16 protein-coding genes and 2 tRNA genes are annotated in these 19,612 nt (G+C 33.8%); 14 read left to right on the plus strand and 4 right to left on the minus strand.

What is annotated here, in order from left to right:
- Positions 1–781: 781 nt before the first annotated feature.
- The 4 genes from ACYSNX_RS10090 to porT all read left to right on the plus strand — a co-directional run bounded on the left by ACYSNX_RS10090 (position 782) and on the right by porT (position 4,557).
- Positions 782–2,257 carry an alanine/glycine:cation symporter family protein gene (locus ACYSNX_RS10090; RefSeq protein ID WP_461754559.1) on the plus strand — a complete coding sequence of 492 codons (1,476 nt, stop codon included), beginning with the start codon at positions 782–784 and terminating at the stop codon, positions 2,255–2,257.
- 54 nt (positions 2,258–2,311) lie between these two features.
- On the plus strand, positions 2,312–2,872 hold the full coding sequence (locus tag ACYSNX_RS10095) for a GNAT family N-acetyltransferase (RefSeq protein WP_461754560.1): 561 nt from the start codon (positions 2,312–2,314) through the stop codon (positions 2,870–2,872).
- Between the two features lie 145 nt (positions 2,873–3,017).
- Complete coding sequence (ubiE, locus tag ACYSNX_RS10100) at positions 3,018–3,746, plus strand: bifunctional demethylmenaquinone methyltransferase/2-methoxy-6-polyprenyl-1,4-benzoquinol methylase UbiE (RefSeq protein WP_461754561.1); 729 nt, start codon at positions 3,018–3,020, stop codon at positions 3,744–3,746.
- A 1-nt stretch (position 3,747) separates the two neighbouring features.
- Positions 3,748–4,557, plus strand: a complete 810-nt coding sequence (porT, locus tag ACYSNX_RS10105; RefSeq protein WP_461754562.1) for a type IX secretion/gliding motility protein PorT/SprT — start codon at positions 3,748–3,750, stop codon at positions 4,555–4,557.
- A gap of 66 nt (positions 4,558–4,623) precedes the next feature.
- On the opposite strand, the gene ACYSNX_RS10110 is transcribed toward porT, so the two are convergent.
- The gene (locus ACYSNX_RS10110; protein WP_461754563.1) at positions 4,624–5,358 is read right to left on the minus strand and encodes a TrmH family RNA methyltransferase; all 735 of its coding nucleotides are present in this window, start codon (positions 5,356–5,358) and stop codon (positions 4,624–4,626) included.
- Positions 5,359–5,397: 39 nt separating this feature from the next.
- Between ACYSNX_RS10110 and tamL the strand changes: the two genes are divergently transcribed.
- The 3 genes from tamL to accD are packed head-to-tail and all read left to right on the plus strand — an operon-like array spanning position 5,398 to position 9,977.
- Positions 5,398–7,965 (plus strand): translocation and assembly module lipoprotein TamL, encoded by a 2,568-nt coding sequence (gene tamL, locus ACYSNX_RS10115; RefSeq protein WP_461754564.1) that lies wholly within the window; start codon positions 5,398–5,400, stop codon positions 7,963–7,965.
- Between the two features lie 47 nt (positions 7,966–8,012).
- The gene (gene fbaA / locus ACYSNX_RS10120) at positions 8,013–9,080 is read left to right on the plus strand and encodes a class II fructose-bisphosphate aldolase (protein ID WP_461754565.1); all 1,068 of its coding nucleotides are present in this window, start codon (positions 8,013–8,015) and stop codon (positions 9,078–9,080) included.
- Between the two features lie 42 nt (positions 9,081–9,122).
- Positions 9,123–9,977 carry an acetyl-CoA carboxylase, carboxyltransferase subunit beta gene (gene accD / locus ACYSNX_RS10125; RefSeq protein ID WP_461754566.1) on the plus strand — a complete coding sequence of 285 codons (855 nt, stop codon included), beginning with the start codon at positions 9,123–9,125 and terminating at the stop codon, positions 9,975–9,977.
- Between the two features lie 65 nt (positions 9,978–10,042).
- On the opposite strand, the gene ACYSNX_RS10130 is transcribed toward accD, so the two are convergent.
- Positions 10,043–11,299, minus strand: coding sequence for an ABC transporter permease (locus ACYSNX_RS10130; RefSeq protein ID WP_461754567.1), 1,257 nt, complete (start codon positions 11,297–11,299; stop codon positions 10,043–10,045).
- A 158-nt stretch (positions 11,300–11,457) separates the two neighbouring features.
- Here ACYSNX_RS10130 and purH point away from each other — a divergent pair, with 158 nt between their 5' ends.
- From purH to ACYSNX_RS10165, 7 genes are all read left to right on the plus strand, one after another.
- Positions 11,458–12,987, plus strand: coding sequence for a bifunctional phosphoribosylaminoimidazolecarboxamide formyltransferase/IMP cyclohydrolase (purH, locus tag ACYSNX_RS10135; RefSeq protein ID WP_461754568.1), 1,530 nt, complete (start codon positions 11,458–11,460; stop codon positions 12,985–12,987).
- A 53-nt stretch (positions 12,988–13,040) separates the two neighbouring features.
- Complete coding sequence (locus ACYSNX_RS10140; protein WP_461754569.1) at positions 13,041–14,069, plus strand: rod shape-determining protein; 1,029 nt, start codon at positions 13,041–13,043, stop codon at positions 14,067–14,069.
- Between the two features lie 10 nt (positions 14,070–14,079).
- Entirely contained in the window at positions 14,080–14,901 is an 822-nt protein-coding gene (mreC, locus tag ACYSNX_RS10145; RefSeq protein ID WP_461754570.1) for a rod shape-determining protein MreC, read from the plus strand.
- Between the two features lie 3 nt (positions 14,902–14,904).
- Positions 14,905–15,429 carry a rod shape-determining protein MreD gene (locus tag ACYSNX_RS10150; RefSeq protein WP_461754571.1) on the plus strand — a complete coding sequence of 175 codons (525 nt, stop codon included), beginning with the start codon at positions 14,905–14,907 and terminating at the stop codon, positions 15,427–15,429.
- A complete protein-coding gene (mrdA, locus tag ACYSNX_RS10155; RefSeq protein WP_461754572.1) occupies positions 15,426–17,288 on the plus strand; it encodes a penicillin-binding protein 2 in 1,863 nt (620 codons plus the stop codon). The genes ACYSNX_RS10150 and mrdA overlap by 4 nt, the downstream gene beginning before the upstream one ends.
- On the plus strand, positions 17,285–18,538 hold the full coding sequence (rodA, locus tag ACYSNX_RS10160; protein WP_461754573.1) for a rod shape-determining protein RodA: 1,254 nt from the start codon (positions 17,285–17,287) through the stop codon (positions 18,536–18,538). Before mrdA ends, rodA begins: the two co-directional genes overlap by 4 nt.
- A gap of 75 nt (positions 18,539–18,613) precedes the next feature.
- A complete protein-coding gene (locus ACYSNX_RS10165) occupies positions 18,614–19,147 on the plus strand; it encodes a hypothetical protein (protein WP_461754574.1) in 534 nt (177 codons plus the stop codon).
- A 233-nt stretch (positions 19,148–19,380) separates the two neighbouring features.
- Here ACYSNX_RS10165 and ACYSNX_RS10170 read toward each other — a convergent pair.
- Both ACYSNX_RS10170 and ACYSNX_RS10175 read right to left on the minus strand, forming a co-directional pair.
- A tRNA-Phe gene (locus tag ACYSNX_RS10170) sits at positions 19,381–19,453 on the minus strand.
- 28 nt (positions 19,454–19,481) lie between these two features.
- Positions 19,482–19,554 (minus strand) — tRNA-Phe (locus tag ACYSNX_RS10175).
- Positions 19,555–19,612 lie beyond the last annotated feature (58 nt).

Here is a 19,612-nt window from a genome sequence, read left to right on the forward strand (position 1 = left end):
TTAAGTCCAATTCATCGATAACCTTATTTACAATGCGTACTGGATGCAAGGCAGGAATGAAATCTTCCAAAGAATGAGGAATCAAACTCATTTGATTCTGATCGTAAAGTCTATAACGTGGTGCTTGCTTTGCCATATTTACTTGAATTACTTATGCTAATTTAAGTATATTAGATTGAAATTCAAATAATTATAATGGTGTTTTTTACTTAAAAGTACAAAAAAGAGGCTATCTCATTTGAGACAGCCCCTTTTTTTATTACCCTTTAAAGACGCTTAAAGCCAGTTATACTACATAGTCATAGTAAAATATTTATCCCCTACTTCCCTTCTCTTAGACTACTTAAAAACTATTTTGGTTTTTAAAAAGAATCTTATTCGTCTAAAGAGAGAATTCCCAAAATTTGTCAGTCCATTTTTACCGAAAAAAAGCCAATCAAACCGTCATTTTAGGTAAGACTAAACTATTATGCCATAAAATTGCATAATTCCAATAATTAACTCAAAAATACTTATTTTTAATAAGTCTTATTATAAATATTGATTTAGGACAAATGTCTTTTTTTTGTGCTTTTCCATTACATTTACAAAACGTATCTTGTTTTAAGCAAACCCAAATACGCTAAACTGAAAATACTTACAGACACCTTAGCGAAAAAAAAACAACTTTTCTAGTACCTGATAATCTTTCAAAAATAACACTATGAAAACATCAATTTGAAAATAAAATTTGTAGTTAAAAAGAATATCCTTACTTTTTTAGCCTGAATAAATAATAATTATGGAAAATGCAATTAAAATCGCCAATGAACTGATTTGGTCTAACGTTTTTATCACCCTTTGTTTAGCTGCTGGATTGTTTTTTACAATCAAGACAAAATTTATACAAGTACGCTTCTTTCGATCCATGGTCAAGCTACTTTTTACAGAGGGATCCTCCGAGAAAGGAGTTAGTCCATTTCAAGCCTTCTCCATTGCTATTGCAGGTAGAGTTGGTGTTGGAAATATCGTTGGTGTTGCCACTGCAATTGCCGCCGGGGGACCAGGTGCAATTTTCTGGATGTGGATGATTGCTTTTTTAGGGAGTGCATCTTCTTTTATTGAGTCAACTCTAGCCCAAATATATAAGACTGAGAAAAATGGTCAATATTGCGGTGGACCAGCATTTTATATAGAACAGGGTTTAAAGAACAAACCTTTCGCATTATTATTCTCCATTATTACAATCATATCCTGTTCCTTGTTTTTACCAAGTATACAAGCAAACAGTATTTCTATAAGTGTACAAGAAGCCTTTGCAGTTCCGCAATGGATTACTGGTATTGTTATTTGTGTCTTTTTAGCTATCTCAGTTTTTGGAGGAGCAAAAAGCGTAGGGAGAATCGCTCAAATTGTTGTTCCATTCATGGCTACAGCCTATATTATAATGGCACTAGCCATTATTGGAATTAATTATCAAGCAATTCCAGAAGTATTTGCGTTAATTGTACGCTCTGCCTTTAACCAAGAAGCCGCCTTTAGTGGTATTTTTGGAGCTGCTATTGCTTGGGGAGTAAAAAGAGGCATATATTCCAATGAAGCTGGACAGGGAACTGGACCACATGCTGCGGCTGCTTCGGAAACTTCTCACCCTGTAAAACAAGGGTTGGTACAAGCATTCTCCGTTTATGTAGATACTTTATTTGTATGTTCTGCAACAGCCTTTATGATTTTGTTTACCAACCAGTATAATGTTTTAGATACTACTGGAAACTATATTGTCCATAATATACCAGATGTAGAAGCCGGTGCTAGTTATACGGTAAGGGCTATAGCAACTCAATTTCCATCTATTGCTTCTCAGTTTATTGCCATTGCATTGACTTTCTTTGCCTTAACAACCACTATGTCCTATTTGTTTATTGCAGAGACAAACTTTGATTATTTGAGCAAAAAGAAAAACATTATCCTAAGATGGATCATGCGTAGTGTTATTTTAATCAATGTATATTTTGCAGCAATCAATGAACCAAGTACAGCATGGGCTATCGGAGATATAGGTGTTGGAGCTATGGCTTGGCTGAACTTTATCGCTATTTTGTTATTATACAAACCTGCCATGATTGCTTTGGATGATTATATTAAACAATTCAAACAAGGATTAGATCCTATTTTCGACCCTGCTACGGTAAACATTAAAAACGTAAGTCCACTATGGACTAGAGTTGCAGCAGAGAAAAAAGCAGAATTTGCCAGAAAACAAGCCCAGACAAAATAAATTATATAAATCCTTTGTACCTTTGTACGTTATAAAAACAAAAATAACTTCAATATGGATATTACAATAAGACCAGCATGTAAAGAAGATTATGATATTGTACCTGAATTAATGCTTCAGGCAATGGAGGAAATAGTTTTTACTTTCATTGAAAAACAAGATATCGAAGAGGCTATACAATTCTTGACTGTACTTTTCAAAGAAAAGAACAATTTATATAGTTATGAAAATACTTTTGTTGCTGTAAATAAAGACCAAGAAGTTCTAGGTTGTATTACAGGTTATGATGGTGCAAAGTTTGAAGCTTTAAGGCAACCTGTTTTAGAGCATATGAAACAAAAATATAACAATGACTACGTGCCTGAGGCAGAAACAGCGGAAGATCAATTTTACATTGACACTGTAGCTGTAAGTGTATTGGCCCAAGGTCAAGGAATTGGTGCAAAGCTTTTAAACTTTATTGTGGAGCATGCCAAAGCAAATGGTCATCAAAAAGTAGGGTTAATTGTAGATTTAGATAATCCTCAAGCTATGAAGCTTTACCAAAAGTTAGGTTTTAAGCAAGGGGAAATTATAGAATTTGCCCAAAAAGAATATTACAATATGTATATCTAATATATAAAGTCCCAAGTAAAAAACACTTGGGACTTTTTTTTACTATCAAAGCTAGCTATTTAAGTAATAAATAAAAGAATTAACCCTTTAAGTAAACTCACTTATTGGCTTTAAATAATTATATTTGCTCAAAAAATAATAAGCAATGTCAAAAAACATAACTCCATATAAAGAATCAGATTTAGGCAAAAAAAAGCAAGTTGAACAAATGTTTGATAACATTTCAGGGAACTACGACAGTTTAAATAGAATGATTTCTTTAGGAACAGACCAAGGTTGGAGAAAGAAAGTATTAAAAATGGTTAGCCAATCTAACCCAGTCAACATTTTAGACATTGCCACTGGTACAGGAGATTTAGCTATACTTTTATCCAAATCGGATGCTTTAAGTATAACAGGTCTTGATCTTTCAGCTGGTATGTTAGAGGTTGGAAAACAAAAAGTGAAAGCACTAAACCTAGAATCAAAAATAAAAATGATTCAAGGAGATTCAGAAAACCTACCTTTCCAGGACAATAGCTTTGATGCAATCACAGTTGGTTTTGGAATTAGGAACTTTGAAAACCTAGAAAAAGGTTTAGGTGAAATTTTAAGAGTATTAAAGCCAGGAGGTGTTTTTGTTATTTTAGAAACATCTGTACCTACTAAGTTTCCTTTTAAACAAGGTTACTTCTTATACACACAAAGCTTGCTACCTTTAATGGGGAAATTATTTTCAAAAGATAAACAAGCTTATGAATATTTGTCTGATTCGGCTAAAAACTTTCCTTTTGGCGTAGAATTGAACAATATTTTAACCAAAGTTGGGTTTAAAGATGTACAACACTTCCCACAAACTATGGGTGTTGCTACCATTTATAGATCGTCAAAATAATATGAGAAAATTTATTTGCATTATAGTAGTTCTATTTGCTACTATCCCAAGCTTTTCACAAGGGTTATTCTCTAGAAATCCTATTTTAAACAAGCAGGATTGGGATAAACAACGTGTACATTGGGGATACTACTTAGGGTTCAACTCCTATAATTATAAAATTAATTATGATCAGAATTACTATGAGCAATTAAAACAATACCAAGATACCTATAAAGAACAAACTCCTAGAGATTATAGTGAAATTCAAGTAACTTCTGCTATAGGCTTTAACGTTGGACTTATTGGAAACTTACGGTTAATGGAGTATTTAGATCTTCGTTTTGAACCAGGTTTATATTACACTAAAAGAACCCTACACTATCCAAAGGCTATCTTTTACCATTATTTTGATAAACAATATAACAACCCAAATCCTACTAGTAGAGAAATAGATATGGCCTCTACTAAAGAAGTTGGTAGTACATATATTCATTTACCTTTACTTTTAAAGTTTTCTGCTAAAAGAACAGGAAACATACGTCCGTACATTTTAGGAGGATTCTCTAGTGACTTAAATTTAAGTAGTAATAGTACTTCCCAGGAAGATAACTATGAAGGAGTTTGGAGAATGAAGAAGTGGACCTTTAATTATGAACTAGGAGCAGGTATTGATATTTACTTTCAATACTTTAAATTCTCTCCTTCTATTAGAGGAGTATTTGGTTTAGATAATGAGTTGATTCCAGATAACAACCCCAATAGTCCATGGACATCGGGTATTACCTCCATGAAATCAAGGGGTGTCTTTATTAACTTCACCTTTCATTAAAAGATATAAAAAAACGCAAAATAGATCCTATTTTGCGTTTTTCTTTTATATAGATTGCACTACTTTTTATAGATTTCGTCTAAACTCACTTAGAACAATAGAAGTTGCCATTGCAACATTTAAACTCTCTGTTTGCTGTAAATCTCCAAAGCGAGGAATACTCAATTTTTGACTAACTACCGCCTCAAGTTCTGGTGATATACCATTTGCTTCGTTTCCAAAAATAAGAATACCATCCTTTTTCAAAGGGGTCTTGTAAATATTAGCCCCATCCATAAAAGTACCATATACTATAGAAGGGTTAGGACTTTGTTGAATCATCTGTTTCAAATCTCCATACACTAAGTTAACCCTTGATAAAGATCCCATGGTAGATTGCACTACTTTAGGATTAAACATATCCACAGTAGAACTACTACATATTATATGAGAAATACCGAACCAATCACAAAGGCGAATAATAGTCCCCAAATTTCCTGGATCTCGTACATCATCCAAAGCCACTACCAAATCCTTATAATCTACTTGCTTAGACTGCGGTATATAAAAAACTCCTAAAGCATTACTAGGAGCCGATAAAGCAGACATCTTCTGCATATCACTCTGCTTTACAAGGGTACACTGATCAGAGGCTACATTAAAGTCAATTGGTTCGCTCACATATAAATGTTCCAAAGCAATACTGGAATTAAGCAACTCTTGAATTACCTTGATTCCCTCGGCTATAAATAAACCATGGATTTTTCGGTACTTTTTTTGATGTAAACTTTTAATTAACTTTATTTGGTTTTTGGTAACCATAAAAAATGTATTTTTGAACGATTATAGACACAAACGGCCTTGAGTAAATTTTTAACAAAAATAGTATTAATTCTATTAACTAGCATAAGTTTTTTTTCCTGCTCCTTAACCAAAAGAGTTCCAGATGGAAGCATGCTACTTATGGAAAATACCATTATTGAAAACAACAAGAAAAACAATAAAGAAGAAATTAGCGAACTTCTTTATCAACGACCCAATAGTTCCATTCCTTTTTTAGGAGTGCGACTGCGTTTGCAAATGTATAACCTAGCAAAACAAAATGCAGATTCCCTTTATCACATTTGGTTAAAAGACCATCCAAAGACCAATAAAAACTTAACTGCCCTATTGTCCCAAAAACAAGTAGAGCGCTTAGGGAAATCTTTTATTATCTCAGGATTCAATAATTTTTTAATCACCACAGGTGAGGCTCCCGCTATTTACGATACTCTACGTACCGAGAAGTCTGTTGTTCGCCTAAAAAACTTCTATTTCAATAAAGGTTACTTTGATACTAATGTTACCACTAAAGTAGATACTATAGGGCCTAAAAAGGTAAAAGCAATTTATACCGTAGAAACTGGACTACCTTATTATATCGATACGTTAAGCTCTGATTTTTCTACAGAAGCCCTAAAAGAAATATTCGAAAAAAATAAAGCAAAAAGCTTTATTAAAAGCAATACGGTTTTTGATATCAAAAACTTTGATCAAGAACGCACAAGAATTACTACTGATTTTAGAAACAATGGGGCTTATTATTTCCAAGAACTCAATATTCGTTATGAAGTAGACACTGTTTTAGGGGTAAAACAAAAAGCAAACATCCACCTTATTGTAGAACCACGAACGGTAAAGATGGAAGATGAGCTTATCCAAGAACCTTTTAAAATTTACACTATTAGTGATGTCAATATCTATACCGATCACAGTAGTAAAAACCAAGCCTACTTTCTAGATAGTATACAATATAAAGACTTCCATATTTTTAGTTCAACTAAGTTACAATACAAGCCAAAGGCAATTACAGATGCTATTTTTATCACAAAGGGAAGTTTATTCAGTGATTCTAAACGTATTTTAACCAGTAGAGCAATTAGTAACCTAAGGGTTTTTAATTATCCTGTTATTGAATATACCGAGGATAAAAGAGACTCAACAGGTTCTTCCTTAATCACCAATATTTACTTAACCTCTAGAAAGAGAAAGACCTTCAGTCCTTCTTTGGACATCACTCACTCGAATATACAAGATTTTGGTATCGCTGGAGGGGTAGGTTTACTTTTTAGGAATGTTTTTAAAGGCGCGGAAATATTAGAATTTGCTATTAAAGGAAATATTGGTTCCTCTAGACAAATGAGCAACCCAAACAATGTGTTTTTTAATGTAACTGAATATGGAGCAGACGTTAAATTAACCTTTCCTAGACTATTCTTTCCTATTAAAACCGATGGAATTATCCCAAAAACGATGCTTCCAACCACCACCACGGCATTTGGTATTTCTAAGCAAAGAAACATTGGACTAGACAAGGATAACTTCACTGCTATTATTAATTATAGATGGACTCCTACTCGAAATAATTCGTTTAGTTTAGATCTGGTTAATGCCCAATATGTTAGAAACACCAATCCAGGTAACTACTTTAGTGTATATAAATCTTCGTATAGACGATTAAGTACCATAGCACAGGAATATAAAGACCAATTGCCAGAGGATTATTTTAATGACCAAGGAGACTTAGATATACAAAACAATGCTACAAATGATTTTATAGACCTAGCTTTACAAAGTGATAATCCTTTAGACTTAACGCCACAAGACTATGGAATTGTAAGGGGAATACACGAGAGAAAGGTGCGTTTATCGGAAAACAATCTAATTTTCGCTTCTAGTATTTTATTTACACGAAGCACAAAAACAAGTATCAACGACAATAACTTCTATACCCTTAGGGCAAAGGTGGAATCTGCCGGTACTTTATTAGACCTATTAACTAGCTCCAAGGACAAAAAAGGACCTACAGGCCATAAGACACTATTTGATGTAGAGTTTTCTCAATATCTAAAAACGGAACTAGACTTCGTAAAATACTGGGACTTAGGAAGAAAAAAAGTGTTAGCTATTCGAGGGTTTGCAGGTGTTGCAATTCCATATGGTAACTCTAATTCCATCCCTTTTACAAGAAGTTACTTTGGAGGAGGATCTAATGATAACAGAGGGTGGCAATCCTACCGCCTTGGCCCAGGAAGAAGCGGTGGTATCAATGATTTCAATGAAGCCAACATGAAGCTTTTGTTATCTGCAGAATACCGCTTTAATATAACAGGAAGCTGGAATGGAGCATTTTTTATGGATGCTTCTAATATTTGGAATATATTTGACGAGATAAAAGACAAGAACTACACCTTTAATGGCGTCTCGTCTTTTAAAGACATTGCTGTGGCCACAGGTTTTGGTATTCGTTATGATTTTAGTTTCTTTGTATTTCGTTTAGATATGGGATTCAAGACCTTTAATCCTTCGATAGAAACCCAAAGAAAATGGTTTCAGGAATTTAACTTTAAAGAGTCTGTGATAAATGTTGGGATTAATTATCCCTTTTAATCAAATAATAATTACTATTTTTGTCAAAACTTTTTAACACACAACACATGGCACATAATATTAAACCAGGAGTTGCATTTGGAAATCAAGTGCAAGAAATTTTTAAATATGCAAAACAAAAAGGTTTCGCTTTGCCAGCAGTAAACGTAACTAGCTCTAGTACGATTAATGCGGTAATGGAAACTGCTGCAAAATTAAATGCTCCTGTTTTTATTCAATTCTCTAATGGTGGAGCTTCGTTTATAGCTGGAAAAGGGCTTTCTAATGAAAACCAAAAAGCGGCAATTGCTGGTGCTATTGCTGGTGCTAAACATGTTCACGCCTTAGCAGAAGCTTATGGGGTAACGGTTATTTTACATACTGACCATGCTGCTAAAAACCTTCTTCCTTGGATTGATGGACTTTTAGAGGCTGGAGAAGAGCACATGAAGATGTATGGTAAACCTTTATTTAGTTCTCATATGATTGACCTTTCAGAGGAATCATTAGAGGAAAATATTGCTATTTCTAAATCCTACCTAGAGCGTATGGATAAATTAGGAATGACTTTAGAAATAGAATTAGGTATTACAGGAGGAGAAGAAGATGGAGTAGATAACACAAATGTGGATAGCTCTCGTCTTTATACACAACCAAAAGAAGTTGCTTATGCTTACGAGGAACTTTCTAAAGTGAGTAATCGTTTTACGATTGCTGCTGCATTTGGAAACGTTCACGGAGTTTACAAGCCAGGTAATGTGAAATTAACTCCTATTATTTTACGTAATTCACAAGATTATGTGTCAGAGAAATTTAACTTAGGACATAATCCAATTGATTTCGTATTCCACGGTGGTTCTGGTTCTTCTCAAGCTGAAATCCAAGAATCTATCCAGTATGGTGTAATTAAAATGAATATTGATACGGACACTCAGTTTGCTTACACAGAAGGAGTTAGAGATTACATGATTCAAAAAATAGACTATTTAAACACTCAAATAGGTAACCCAGAAGGAGATGATATTCCTAATAAGAAATATTATGACCCTAGAACTTGGGTTAGACAAGGAGAATTGACTTTAATCGCACGTTTAGAACAAGCTTTTAAAGATCTAAATAACGTGAATACGTTATAGTCTCCTTGCTTTCAAACTTAATATAAACAAAACAATCATTTTATGGCTTGGTTTAAAAGGAAAGAAAAAGGAATTCAAACACCAACAGAAAACAAAAAAGATGTTCCAAAAGGACTTTGGTATAAATCTCCAACTGGAAAAATTATTGATTCTGATGAACTAGCAGACAACCTTTGGGTATCTCCAGAGGATGATTATCACGTTCGCATTGGTAGTAAAGAATATTTCGAAATTCTTTTTGACGATAACGACTACAAGGAAATAGCCAAAAGCCTTTCTTCAAAAGACATTTTAAAGTTTGAGGATACCAAAAAATATGTAGATCGTTTGAAAGAAGCAACAACTAAAACACAATTGAAAGATGCTGTTAGAGTTGCTGTGGGAGAATCAAAAGGAGAAAAATTAGTAGTTGCAGCAATGGATTTTGCTTTTATCGGTGGTTCTATGGGATCTGTGGTAGGAGAAAAAATTGCTAGAGGAATAGATTATTCATTAAAGCATAAAATTCCATTTATGATGATTTCAAAATCAGGTGGAGCGCGAATGATGGAAGCAGGTTTCTCATTAATGCAAATGGCTAAAACATCTGCAAAGCTTGCTCAGTTAAGCGATGCTAAGATTCCTTACATTTCATTATGTACGGATCCAACAACAGGAGGTATTTCTGCTTCTTTTGCAATGTTAGGAGACATTAATATTGCTGAACCTGGAGCGTTAATCGGATTTGCTGGGCCTAGAATTGTTAAAGATACAACAGGTAAAGATTTACCAGAAGGTTTCCAAACTTCTGAGTTCTTATTAGAACATGGATTTTTAGATTTTATCGTTCACCGTAAAAACTTAAAAAATCAAGTAAATCAATATTTAGACTTAGTTTTAAATAGACCAATGAGATAATAAAAAAAAGCACCTTTTAAAAAGGTGCTTTTTTTTATTATAGTTCCATTTCTTACTTCAAGGGATTATATCCCAGAGCGAATAGCTTCCACTGGATCTAAATTCGCAGCACTTCTAGCAGGGAAATAACCAGACAAGATTCCAATAATCATGGAGATTCCCAATCCTACTAATATATTATAGAAGCTTAAAATATAATGAAAATCTGTTGTAGCACTTACCACTAAAGCAATAAGCCAAACAAAGAAAACCCCAACTAAACCACCAATCAAAGCAAGTATAATTGCCTCAAATAAGAACTGAATTAAAATAAAGTGGTTTTTAGCTCCGATGGCTTTTTGAACTCCAATTAAATGTGTTCTTTCTTTTACAGACACAAACATAATATTGGCAATTCCAAAGCCTCCTACAAGTAAGGAAAACCCACTTACAATCCACCCTACTACATTCATTTGGGAAATAATGTTATCTATAAAGTCCATTAGTCCACCGAAAATATTGATAAAAAAGTTATCCAAATCGTCTGTCTTCAACCCTCTAAAGAGTCTTAACTTACCTCTTAATTCATCTTCAAAGGAATTCATATCATAAGAATCAAAAGGCTTAGTTACAATAACAGGCTTAGTCATGGCACTATTATCCCCATAGAGCATACGCAAAGTATTGGTTGGAATATAGGCTTTCTCATCCTTATTTCCTCCTATATTTACACTACTAGCACCTTGCTTTTCCATTACCCCAATCACCGTGAAATTTCTGGCGTATATCCTTACCTTCTTCCCAATTGGATCTACTCCCTTAAAAAGACTTTGTGCCACCTCATGACCTAATAGCACTACAAAGCTTCCACTATTGTCCTCCGATTCTGTAAAGAATCTACCTTGATCAATTTTTATATTGTCTAAAAACTGAGTATCCACCATAGCAGTTTGCATAGTAATGGAATTGGCATAATTTCCATTGTACATGATATTTTCACGATTTGTAAAAAGAACGAAGCTCATATATTGAGCAGCATTTACAGTTCTTTTTAAATACTCATACTCCTCATAGGTAACATCGGGAAATTGCTCTTGCTTCCAACTAGGCACATCGCTTGGTCCAAAGGAAGAATCAAACAGATAAATCATATTGGAATCAAAGCTACTTAGCTGCTCTTTAATATTCTTTTCCAAAGAATCTACCGCTGAAAGCACAGCAATAATGGAGAAAATACCTACAGTTACTCCTAAAAGAGATAAAACAGTCCTCAACTTATTGGTTCTAAGGGCGTTTAAAGCAAAAACAAAACTACTAGATAATAACCTAAAGTACAGAAACATAGTCGATTGGGATTAAAAAAAAACATACAATATCTATAAGACGAAACAAAATTGGATTCGTTACAAAATAAAGTTTATAAATAAAGATAAAACTTCTGTTTTAAACTTCATAATTACACTTACAATACTTAATTTTGTGTGCTAATTAAAAACACAACATGAACACAGCAAAAAAAATTAAATCAGCACTTATCTCTGTTTTTGATAAAAACGGATTAGAACCTATTGTTAGAGAATTACATAAGCACAATGTAACTATTTATTCAACAGGAGGTACAGAAGCTTTTATTAAAGATTTAGGTATTGAGGTAGTTCCAGTAGAGGATGTAACTTCTTACCCTTCTATTTTAGGAGGACGTGTAAAAACACTTCACCCTAAAATTTTTGGTGGAATTTTAAACAGACAAGACAACCCAAGTGATGTGGAGCAAATGCAGGAATATGATATTCCTCAAATTGATTTAGTTATTGTTGACTTATACCCTTTTGAAAAAACAGTTGCACAAGGAGCTAGCCAAGCAGAAATCATCGAAAAAATCGATATAGGTGGAATCTCTTTAATTAGAGCAGCAGCTAAAAACTTCAAAGACACTAACATTGTAGCTTCTGTAGAAGAGTACGCTACATTTTTAGAGATGATCCAACAAAATGAAGGAGCAACGACTTTAGAGCAAAGACAATACTTAGCAACTAGAGCTTTCCATACTTCTTCTCATTATGACTCTGCAATCTTTAATTACTTTAACAACAACCAAAGTAATACATTAAAGATTAGTATAGACAAAGGTACTTCTTTACGTTATGGAGAGAACCCACACCAAAAAGGAGAATTCTATGGAGATTTTGAATCTTTATTTGAAAAACTAAACGGTAAAGAATTATCTTACAACAATCTTTTAGACGTAGATGCAGCAGTAAACTTAATGAATGAGTTCGCTGGAGATAAACCTACCTTTGCTATTTTAAAGCACAATAACGCTTGTGGAGTTGCACAAAGAGATACAATCAAAGAAGCTTATTTAGATGCATTAGCAGGTGACCCTACTTCTGCTTTTGGTGGAGTTTTAATTTCTAACACTATCATTGACTCTGAAACTGCAGAGGAAATCAATAAATTATTCTGTGAAGTAGTTATTGCACCAGGTTATGAGCCAAGCGCTGTAGAAATATTAAAAGAAAAGAAAAACAGAATTATCTTAGTTTTAAACGATATTGTTTTACCTACAAAACAAATTAGAACTTGTTTAAACGGTATTTTAGTACAAGACAAAGATAATATCACAGATAGTAAAGAGCACTTAACAAAAGTGACAAACAAACAAGCAAGCGAAAAAGAAATCGATGATTTAATTTTTGCTTCTAAGATTTGTAAACACACAAAATCAAATACTATTGTACTTGTAAAAGACGGACAATTATGTGCCTCTGGAACAGGACAAACTTCAAGAGTAGATGCACTTCGTCAAGCAATTGAAAAAGCAGTTTCTTTTGAATTTGATTTAAATGGTGCTGTAATGGCTAGTGATGCATTCTTCCCTTTCCCTGATTGTGTAGAAATTGCAAACAAAGCTGGTATCACTAGTGTAATTCAACCTGGTGGATCTATCAAAGACGAATTAAGCATCCAATACTGTGACCAAAATAATATGGCTATGGTATTTACTGGAACACGTCATTTTAAACATTAATTTATTACTTTTGCGTAGTAAAAAATATTAACTCTAAAAGCCTTTTTAATTTTATGGGATTTTTTGATTTTATGACCGAGGATATCGCCATTGACCTAGGTACAGCCAATACTCTTATCATTCACGATGGGAAAGTGGTGGTGGATAACCCATCTATTGTAGCTCGTGATAGGACCACGGGAAAAATTATTGCTGTAGGAAAAGAAGCGAGCCTAATGCAAGGTAAAACTCACGGTAATATAAAAACCATTCGCCCATTAAAAGACGGAGTTATTGCTGATTTCGACGCATCTGAAAAAATGATAAGCCTCTTTATCAAGAGCATTCCTTCTTTAAGAAAGAAACTTTTCACTCCTGCACTTCGTATGATCGTTTGTATTCCTTCTGGAATTACAGAGGTAGAAATGCGTGCGGTAAAAGAATCTTGTGAACGCGTTAATGGTAAAGAGGTTTACTTAATACATGAACCTATGAGTGCTGCTATTGGTATCGGAGTAGATATCATGCAACCTAAAGGTAATATGATTGTAGATATAGGGGGTGGTACAACAGAAATTGCAGTAATCGCCTTAGGGGGGATTGTTTGTGATAAATCAGTAAAGATTGCTGGAGATGTATTTACAAACGATATTATTTATTATATGCGTACACAACACAACTTATTTGTTGGAGAGAGTACTGCTGAGAAAATAAAAATTCAAATTGGTGCAGCTACAGAAGATTTAGAAACACCACCAGAGGACATGCTTGTTCAAGGGCGTGACCTATTAACTGGAAAACCTAAACAAGTAACAGTATCTTATAGAGAAATTGCTAAAGCTTTAGACAAATCTATTCAAAGAGTTGAGGACGCAGTAATGGAAACATTATCACAAACTCCGCCAGAATTAGCTGCAGATATTTACAACACAGGTATCTATTTAGCAGGGGGTGGATCTCAATTAAGAGGTTTAGATAAGAGAATTTCTCAAAAAACAGACTTACCTGTATATATTGCAGAGGATCCTCTTCGCGCAGTAGTTAGAGGTACTGGCTTAGCAATTAAAAATATTGACAAGTATAAAAGCGTACTTATCAAATAAATAAACAACTATGCAGCAGATAATTAACTTCTTTATAAGAAACAGTACTAAGCTACTGTTTTTGCTGCTTTTATTCATATCGCTTGCACTAATAATAAGAACTCATGCTTTTCACAAGAGTTCTTTTATTAGTTCAGCAAACGATGTGACAGGATACGTATATGAGAATGTGAACGACTTAAAAGAATACGTTCACTTAAAGAGTGAAAATGATGCTCTTGTCTTAGAAAATGCTTACTTAAAATCTATTGTCTACAATACTACATCGGTTTTAGACTCTCTTGAAATCCAAAAATACAGGCCAAGTGAGACCCAAAACTATTCCATTATTGTAGCCAAAATAATTAAAAATAGCTTTAATACAAAGGAAAACTACTTAACCATAAAAGGAGGTGAAAACCAAGGTATCACTAAAGACTTAGGGGTTATAAATAGTAAGGGAGTACTTGGTATTGTAGAAAAATCTTCCGCTAATTACTCTACTGTTCAAAGTATACTTAATATAAAATCTCAGATAAATGCCAAAATCAAAGGTTCTAATCATTTTGGAACTTTACAATGGGATGGTAAAAACACAGGTTATGTCAATTTAACAGATGTACCTAGATTAGCTGAGATTTATAAAGGAGATACTATCGTTACTGGAGGTAGATCTACTATTTTTCCTGAAAACATCCCAATTGGAGTAATCGACAAGGCTTTCACTAACGAAAGTTCTAATTATTTCACAATTTCCGTACGTCTATTTAATGACATGACTAATTTGGGCTATGTTTACATCTTGAAAAATAATGACATCCAAGAAATTAATGAACTAGAACACAGTAATTAAAAAATGAATAGTATTGTATTATCAAATATCGTAAGGTTTACTTGTCTATTATTGGCACAAGTTCTTATTTTCAACAATATAGACCTATTCACCTTTATAAATCCTTATCCTTATATTCTATTTATTATTCTATATCCGGTAAATGGAAATAAGGCACTTTTTTATATCTCTAGTTTTTTACTAGGTCTATGTATTGATACCTTCGAAAATTCAGGAGGTGTACAAGCAGCTGCAAGTTTAATTCTAGCTTTTGCAAGACCTTCTATACTGAAATTTTCCTTTGGTATATCCTATGAATACCACAACTTAAACATATTTAGAAAAGTAACTTCTGATTTACTTAAATCCCTAGAGGTTTTTGGTTACTTGGCTATTTGTATCTTAGTACACCATGTAGTTTTGTTTACTTTAGAATTTTTACGCTTTGATTTCCTCTTGGAACTAGGCTTGAGAATCGTTCTAACTACAGTAGCTACCCTACTGACTTGTATTTTGATTTTATTCTTAATGAAACCCGCTAGAAAATGAGAAAGTACTTATTACCCATTGTTATTGGTCTAATCTCAATAACAGTATTAAGTCGTCTTTTTTACTTACAAGTGGTAGACGATACCTATATTAAAAAATCAGAGAATAACGCTTTAAAGATAGTTTATGAATATCCTGAAAGAGGATATGTATTTGATAGAAATGGTACTTTATTAATTGCCAACCAGCCTTCTTATGACATTATGGTAATCCCAAGAGAAGTAGTCAATATTGATACATTGGCGCTTTGTGATTTACTGCAAGTTCCTTTGGAGGATTTTAAAACTAAATTAGAAAAAGCTAGAAGATATAGTCCTAGACTTCCATCGATCTTTTTACCTCAGTTAAGCAAAGCAGAATATGCAGCTTTCCAAGAGAAAATCAGACACTTTAATGGATTTTATATCCAAAAGAGATCCCTAAGAGATTACCAAGTTTCTTCAGGAGCAAATATTTTTGGTTATATACGTCAGGTAACCGATTATAATATTAAAAAAAATCCCTACTACCGACCAGGAGACCTTATAGGAATACAGGGAATTGAACAAGAATATGAAAGTATCCTAAGAGGCGAAAAAGGAGTTAAATACATACAAAGAGACCGCTTTAACAGAGAAATTGGTTCCTTTAAAGATGGTATATACGACACTTTAGCAAAAAAAGGAGACGATATTACTTTAACTATCGATAGCCAGCTTCAAGCTTATGGAGAACTTTTAATGCAAAATAAGCGAGGAGGTATTGTTGCCATAGAACCTAAAACAGGAGAAATATTGGCCCTTGTCAATGCTCCTTCTTACGACCCTGCTTTATTAGTGGGAAGAGAACGCTCTAAAAACTATACAGCTCTTTATAACGATTCTTTGGCAAAACCACTTTATAACCGAGTTCTTTCAGGAGAATACTCCCCTGGATCTCCATTTAAAATATTAACTGCATTAATAGGTTTGCAAGAGGGAGTGATAAATACCCATACTACTTTCCCTTGCCAAGGAGGTTTCTTCTATGGTAAAGGTGCTTGGATGGGTTGTCACGATTATGGTAGCTGGAACATTTATGAAGCAACAGCAAAGAGTTGTAACACATATTTTGGTCAAACCTATAAAAGGATTATCGAAAAATATAAAAGTCCTAAAGTTGGTATAGATGCTTGGCATAAGCATTTACAAAGTTTTGGTTTAGGACAATTTCTTGGTTATGATTTACCTGAGGGTAGAAAAGGGCATATTCCTGATTCCAACTATTACGATAGATGGTATCCCAATGGAGGTTGGCGTAGTACAACTACAATCTCTAATTCTATTGGTCAGGGAGAAATTATAATGACGCCAATGCAGTTAGCCAATACCTTTGCAGCAGTAGCTAACAGAGGATATTACTACACCCCTCATATTATTAAAAATATAGAGCATCAACCTATTGACCCTAAGTTTACCACTAAACATGTAACCACTATTGACCCAAAGCACTTTGACGTAGTAATCAAAGGGATGAATGAAGTATTCCACACCGGTACAGGCCGTAGTGTAGCTGTAGCAGAAATAGAAATGGGTGGAAAAACTGGAACTGTTGAAAACTTTACCAGAATCAACGGCAAGAGATACCAGCTTACTGACCACTCGGTATTTGTGGCTTTTGCCCCAGTGGATGACCCTCAAATTGTTGTAGCAGTCTTCATTGAGAATGGATATTGGGGCTCAAGATGGGCAGGTCCTATTAGCTCTTTGATGATACAAAAATATCTTCTAGGCGAGATAGTTAGAAAAGACTTAGAAACTCGAATGATTAACGGAAGTCTACAAAGCGAATACGACAAAGTATTACAATTATATAGCAATACACCAAAAAAGACAAAATGAGAAGCGTAAGCGTACATAGAAATATAGATTGGATCTCGGTACTAATATATTTTTTATTAGTTTTTGCTGGATGGGTAAATATTTATTCGGCCTCCTTACCAGCAGTGACAACCTCTATTTTTGATTTAGATCAAATTTATGGGCGCCAGCTTATGTTTATTTTTGCAACTATCCCTGTCATTATACTGATACTATCTATAGATGCAAAGTTTTATGAAAAATACGCCTTAATCTTCTACATCATAGGCCTTTTATCCATTTTAGGTTTATTCTTTTTTGGAAAGAGTGTCAAAGGACAGACTAACTGGTATTCAATTGGTGGCTTTGGTATACAGCCCTCTGAGTTTGTAAAAACCACCACAGCTTTGCTCTTAGCTAAATATCTCTCGGATAATCAAGACCATTTAGCTACTGTCAAAGAACAAATCATGGCACTTACCATTATTGGTATTCCTACTCTATTTATTTTAAAACACGATACTGGAAGTGCAATGCTTTTTGTCTCGTTGATCTTTGTACTTTATAGAGAAGGCCTGCCTAGTTGGTATTTATGGACAGGGTTTATCTGTATTGTACTTTTTATAAGTGCTTTACTTGTTAAACCATTAATCATCGTAGCGCTGATTGCACTTTTGACTGGACTTCATTTTTATATGAATAAATCCATACAAAGGAATCCTTTGATATACATAGCTCTGACTATTATTATGTCTACCTTTGTACTTTCGGTAGACTATGTGTATGATAAGGTCTTAGAGCCTCACCAAAAGGATCGTATCAATGTATTAATCGGAGAAGATGTAAATATGCAAGCCGAAGGCTATAACCTAAACCAATCCATTATTGCTATTGGCTCTGGAGGATGGACTGGAACTGGTTTTTTACAAGGAACCCAAACCAAAGGAGGTTTTGTTCCAGAACAACATACCGACTACATTTTCACAACCGTTGGAGAGGAATGGGGCTTTGCTGGAGCTACGGTAGTTATCGCTTTATTTCTATGTTTATTCTACAGACTAATCTATTTAACGGAAAGACAAAAGAAAAGATTTAATCGCGTTTACGGGTACTGTGTGATTTGTTTTCTATTTATCCACTTTGCCTTTAATCTATCAATGCTAATTGGATTATTTCCAACTATTGGGGTTCCCCTACCCTTTTTCTCGTATGGAGGTTCTAGCTTAATTGCTTTTACCGTATTACTTTTTATCTTTTTAAAACTCGATGCAAATAAAATCAATGAATGGTAATATTCCATTCTTTGTTCTTATTCTTTCCCATTGCATAGCAAACAATAAAACAATAATTACATAAATACTCACACAATGAAAAGAAACTTCTTTTTAACAGCTTCCCTACTTCTAGCATTAAATACCCTAAATGCACAAGAACAAGTAGAACCTAAAGTTATCTCTACTTTATCTCAAAATGTAGAAGGCTTAGCACAAGAGAAAGCTGCTTTGGACACAAAAATTCAGATTGAGAAGTTAGAGATTGAAAATAATTTAAGTGAAGCAAAACGCTTAAAACAAGAGCAGAAAATTGCAGATCAAAAATTAAAAGCAGAACTAAAAGCTCAAAAACAGCAAGAAAAGGAACATAAGAGAGCATTAAAAAAGCAAAAAGAAATTATCAGTGCTCAAAATAAACTAGACAAAGCAACTAGTAAATTACACAAAGCACAAGATAAATTCAATAAAGCAACTACCAAGTTCCAAACTAGACAAGCTTTAGGAAAAACTACTCCTATTGAAGAGTTAAAAACAAAAGCAGTTTTATTAAAACTACAAACAAAGGTTACAGAAGCAGAATTTGAAGTAAAAAAGCTTACTTTACAATTTGAAACTTTAACCAAGTAAATAGAAAAAAAGGGGTCTCATAAGTGAAGAGAGCCCCTTTTTTGTTTAATAAACACCTTATTTTACTTAGTATAATTTATTTAATCTGAAATCTAAACTATAGCTAATAAATTACTTCTGAAAGATAGCGAAGTAACCTTTATGAGATTGATCCCGTTTTATATTCTCTACCTAGGTGAAAAATGGGTATAAATGAAAAAAACTCCAAGATTTCTCTTGAAGTTTTGCTTTTGTGGTGCCTCCAGGAATCGAACCAGGGACACAAGGATTTTCAGTCCTTTGCTCTACCAACTGAGCTAAGGCACCCTTTTTTTTATACACTCATTTTTTTTTGTGGTGCCTCCAGGAATCGAACCAGGGACACAAGGATTTTCAGTCCTTTGCTCTACCAACTGAGCTAAGGCACCTAAAAAATAAGGCATCTAAAAAAGATATTTTCTATTCTAAAAGAATAAAAAACCCCGA

Source organism: Myroides sp. LJL115, from assembly GCF_054871665.1.

Coding starts and splice junctions, on each gene's coding strand:
- ACYSNX_RS10110 (WP_461754563.1), bottom strand. CDS start 5,358: ATGGTTACCAAAAACCAAATAAAGTTAATTAAAAGTTTACATCAAAAA.
- ACYSNX_RS10150 (WP_461754571.1), top strand. CDS start 14,905: ATGAATAGTATTGTATTATCAAATATCGTAAGGTTTACTTGTCTATTA.
- porT (WP_461754562.1), top strand. CDS start 3,748: ATGAGAAAATTTATTTGCATTATAGTAGTTCTATTTGCTACTATCCCA.
- ACYSNX_RS10090 (WP_461754559.1), top strand. CDS start 782: ATGGAAAATGCAATTAAAATCGCCAATGAACTGATTTGGTCTAACGTT.
- mreC (WP_461754570.1), top strand. CDS start 14,080: ATGCAGCAGATAATTAACTTCTTTATAAGAAACAGTACTAAGCTACTG.
- ubiE (WP_461754561.1), top strand. CDS start 3,018: ATGTCAAAAAACATAACTCCATATAAAGAATCAGATTTAGGCAAAAAA.
- ACYSNX_RS10095 (WP_461754560.1), top strand. CDS start 2,312: ATGGATATTACAATAAGACCAGCATGTAAAGAAGATTATGATATTGTA.
- rodA (WP_461754573.1), top strand. CDS start 17,285: ATGAGAAGCGTAAGCGTACATAGAAATATAGATTGGATCTCGGTACTA.
- ACYSNX_RS10165 (WP_461754574.1), top strand. CDS start 18,614: ATGAAAAGAAACTTCTTTTTAACAGCTTCCCTACTTCTAGCATTAAAT.
- purH (WP_461754568.1), top strand. CDS start 11,458: ATGAACACAGCAAAAAAAATTAAATCAGCACTTATCTCTGTTTTTGAT.
- fbaA (WP_461754565.1), top strand. CDS start 8,013: ATGGCACATAATATTAAACCAGGAGTTGCATTTGGAAATCAAGTGCAA.
- ACYSNX_RS10140 (WP_461754569.1), top strand. CDS start 13,041: ATGGGATTTTTTGATTTTATGACCGAGGATATCGCCATTGACCTAGGT.
- ACYSNX_RS10130 (WP_461754567.1), bottom strand. CDS start 11,299: ATGTTTCTGTACTTTAGGTTATTATCTAGTAGTTTTGTTTTTGCTTTA.
- accD (WP_461754566.1), top strand. CDS start 9,123: ATGGCTTGGTTTAAAAGGAAAGAAAAAGGAATTCAAACACCAACAGAA.
- mrdA (WP_461754572.1), top strand. CDS start 15,426: ATGAGAAAGTACTTATTACCCATTGTTATTGGTCTAATCTCAATAACA.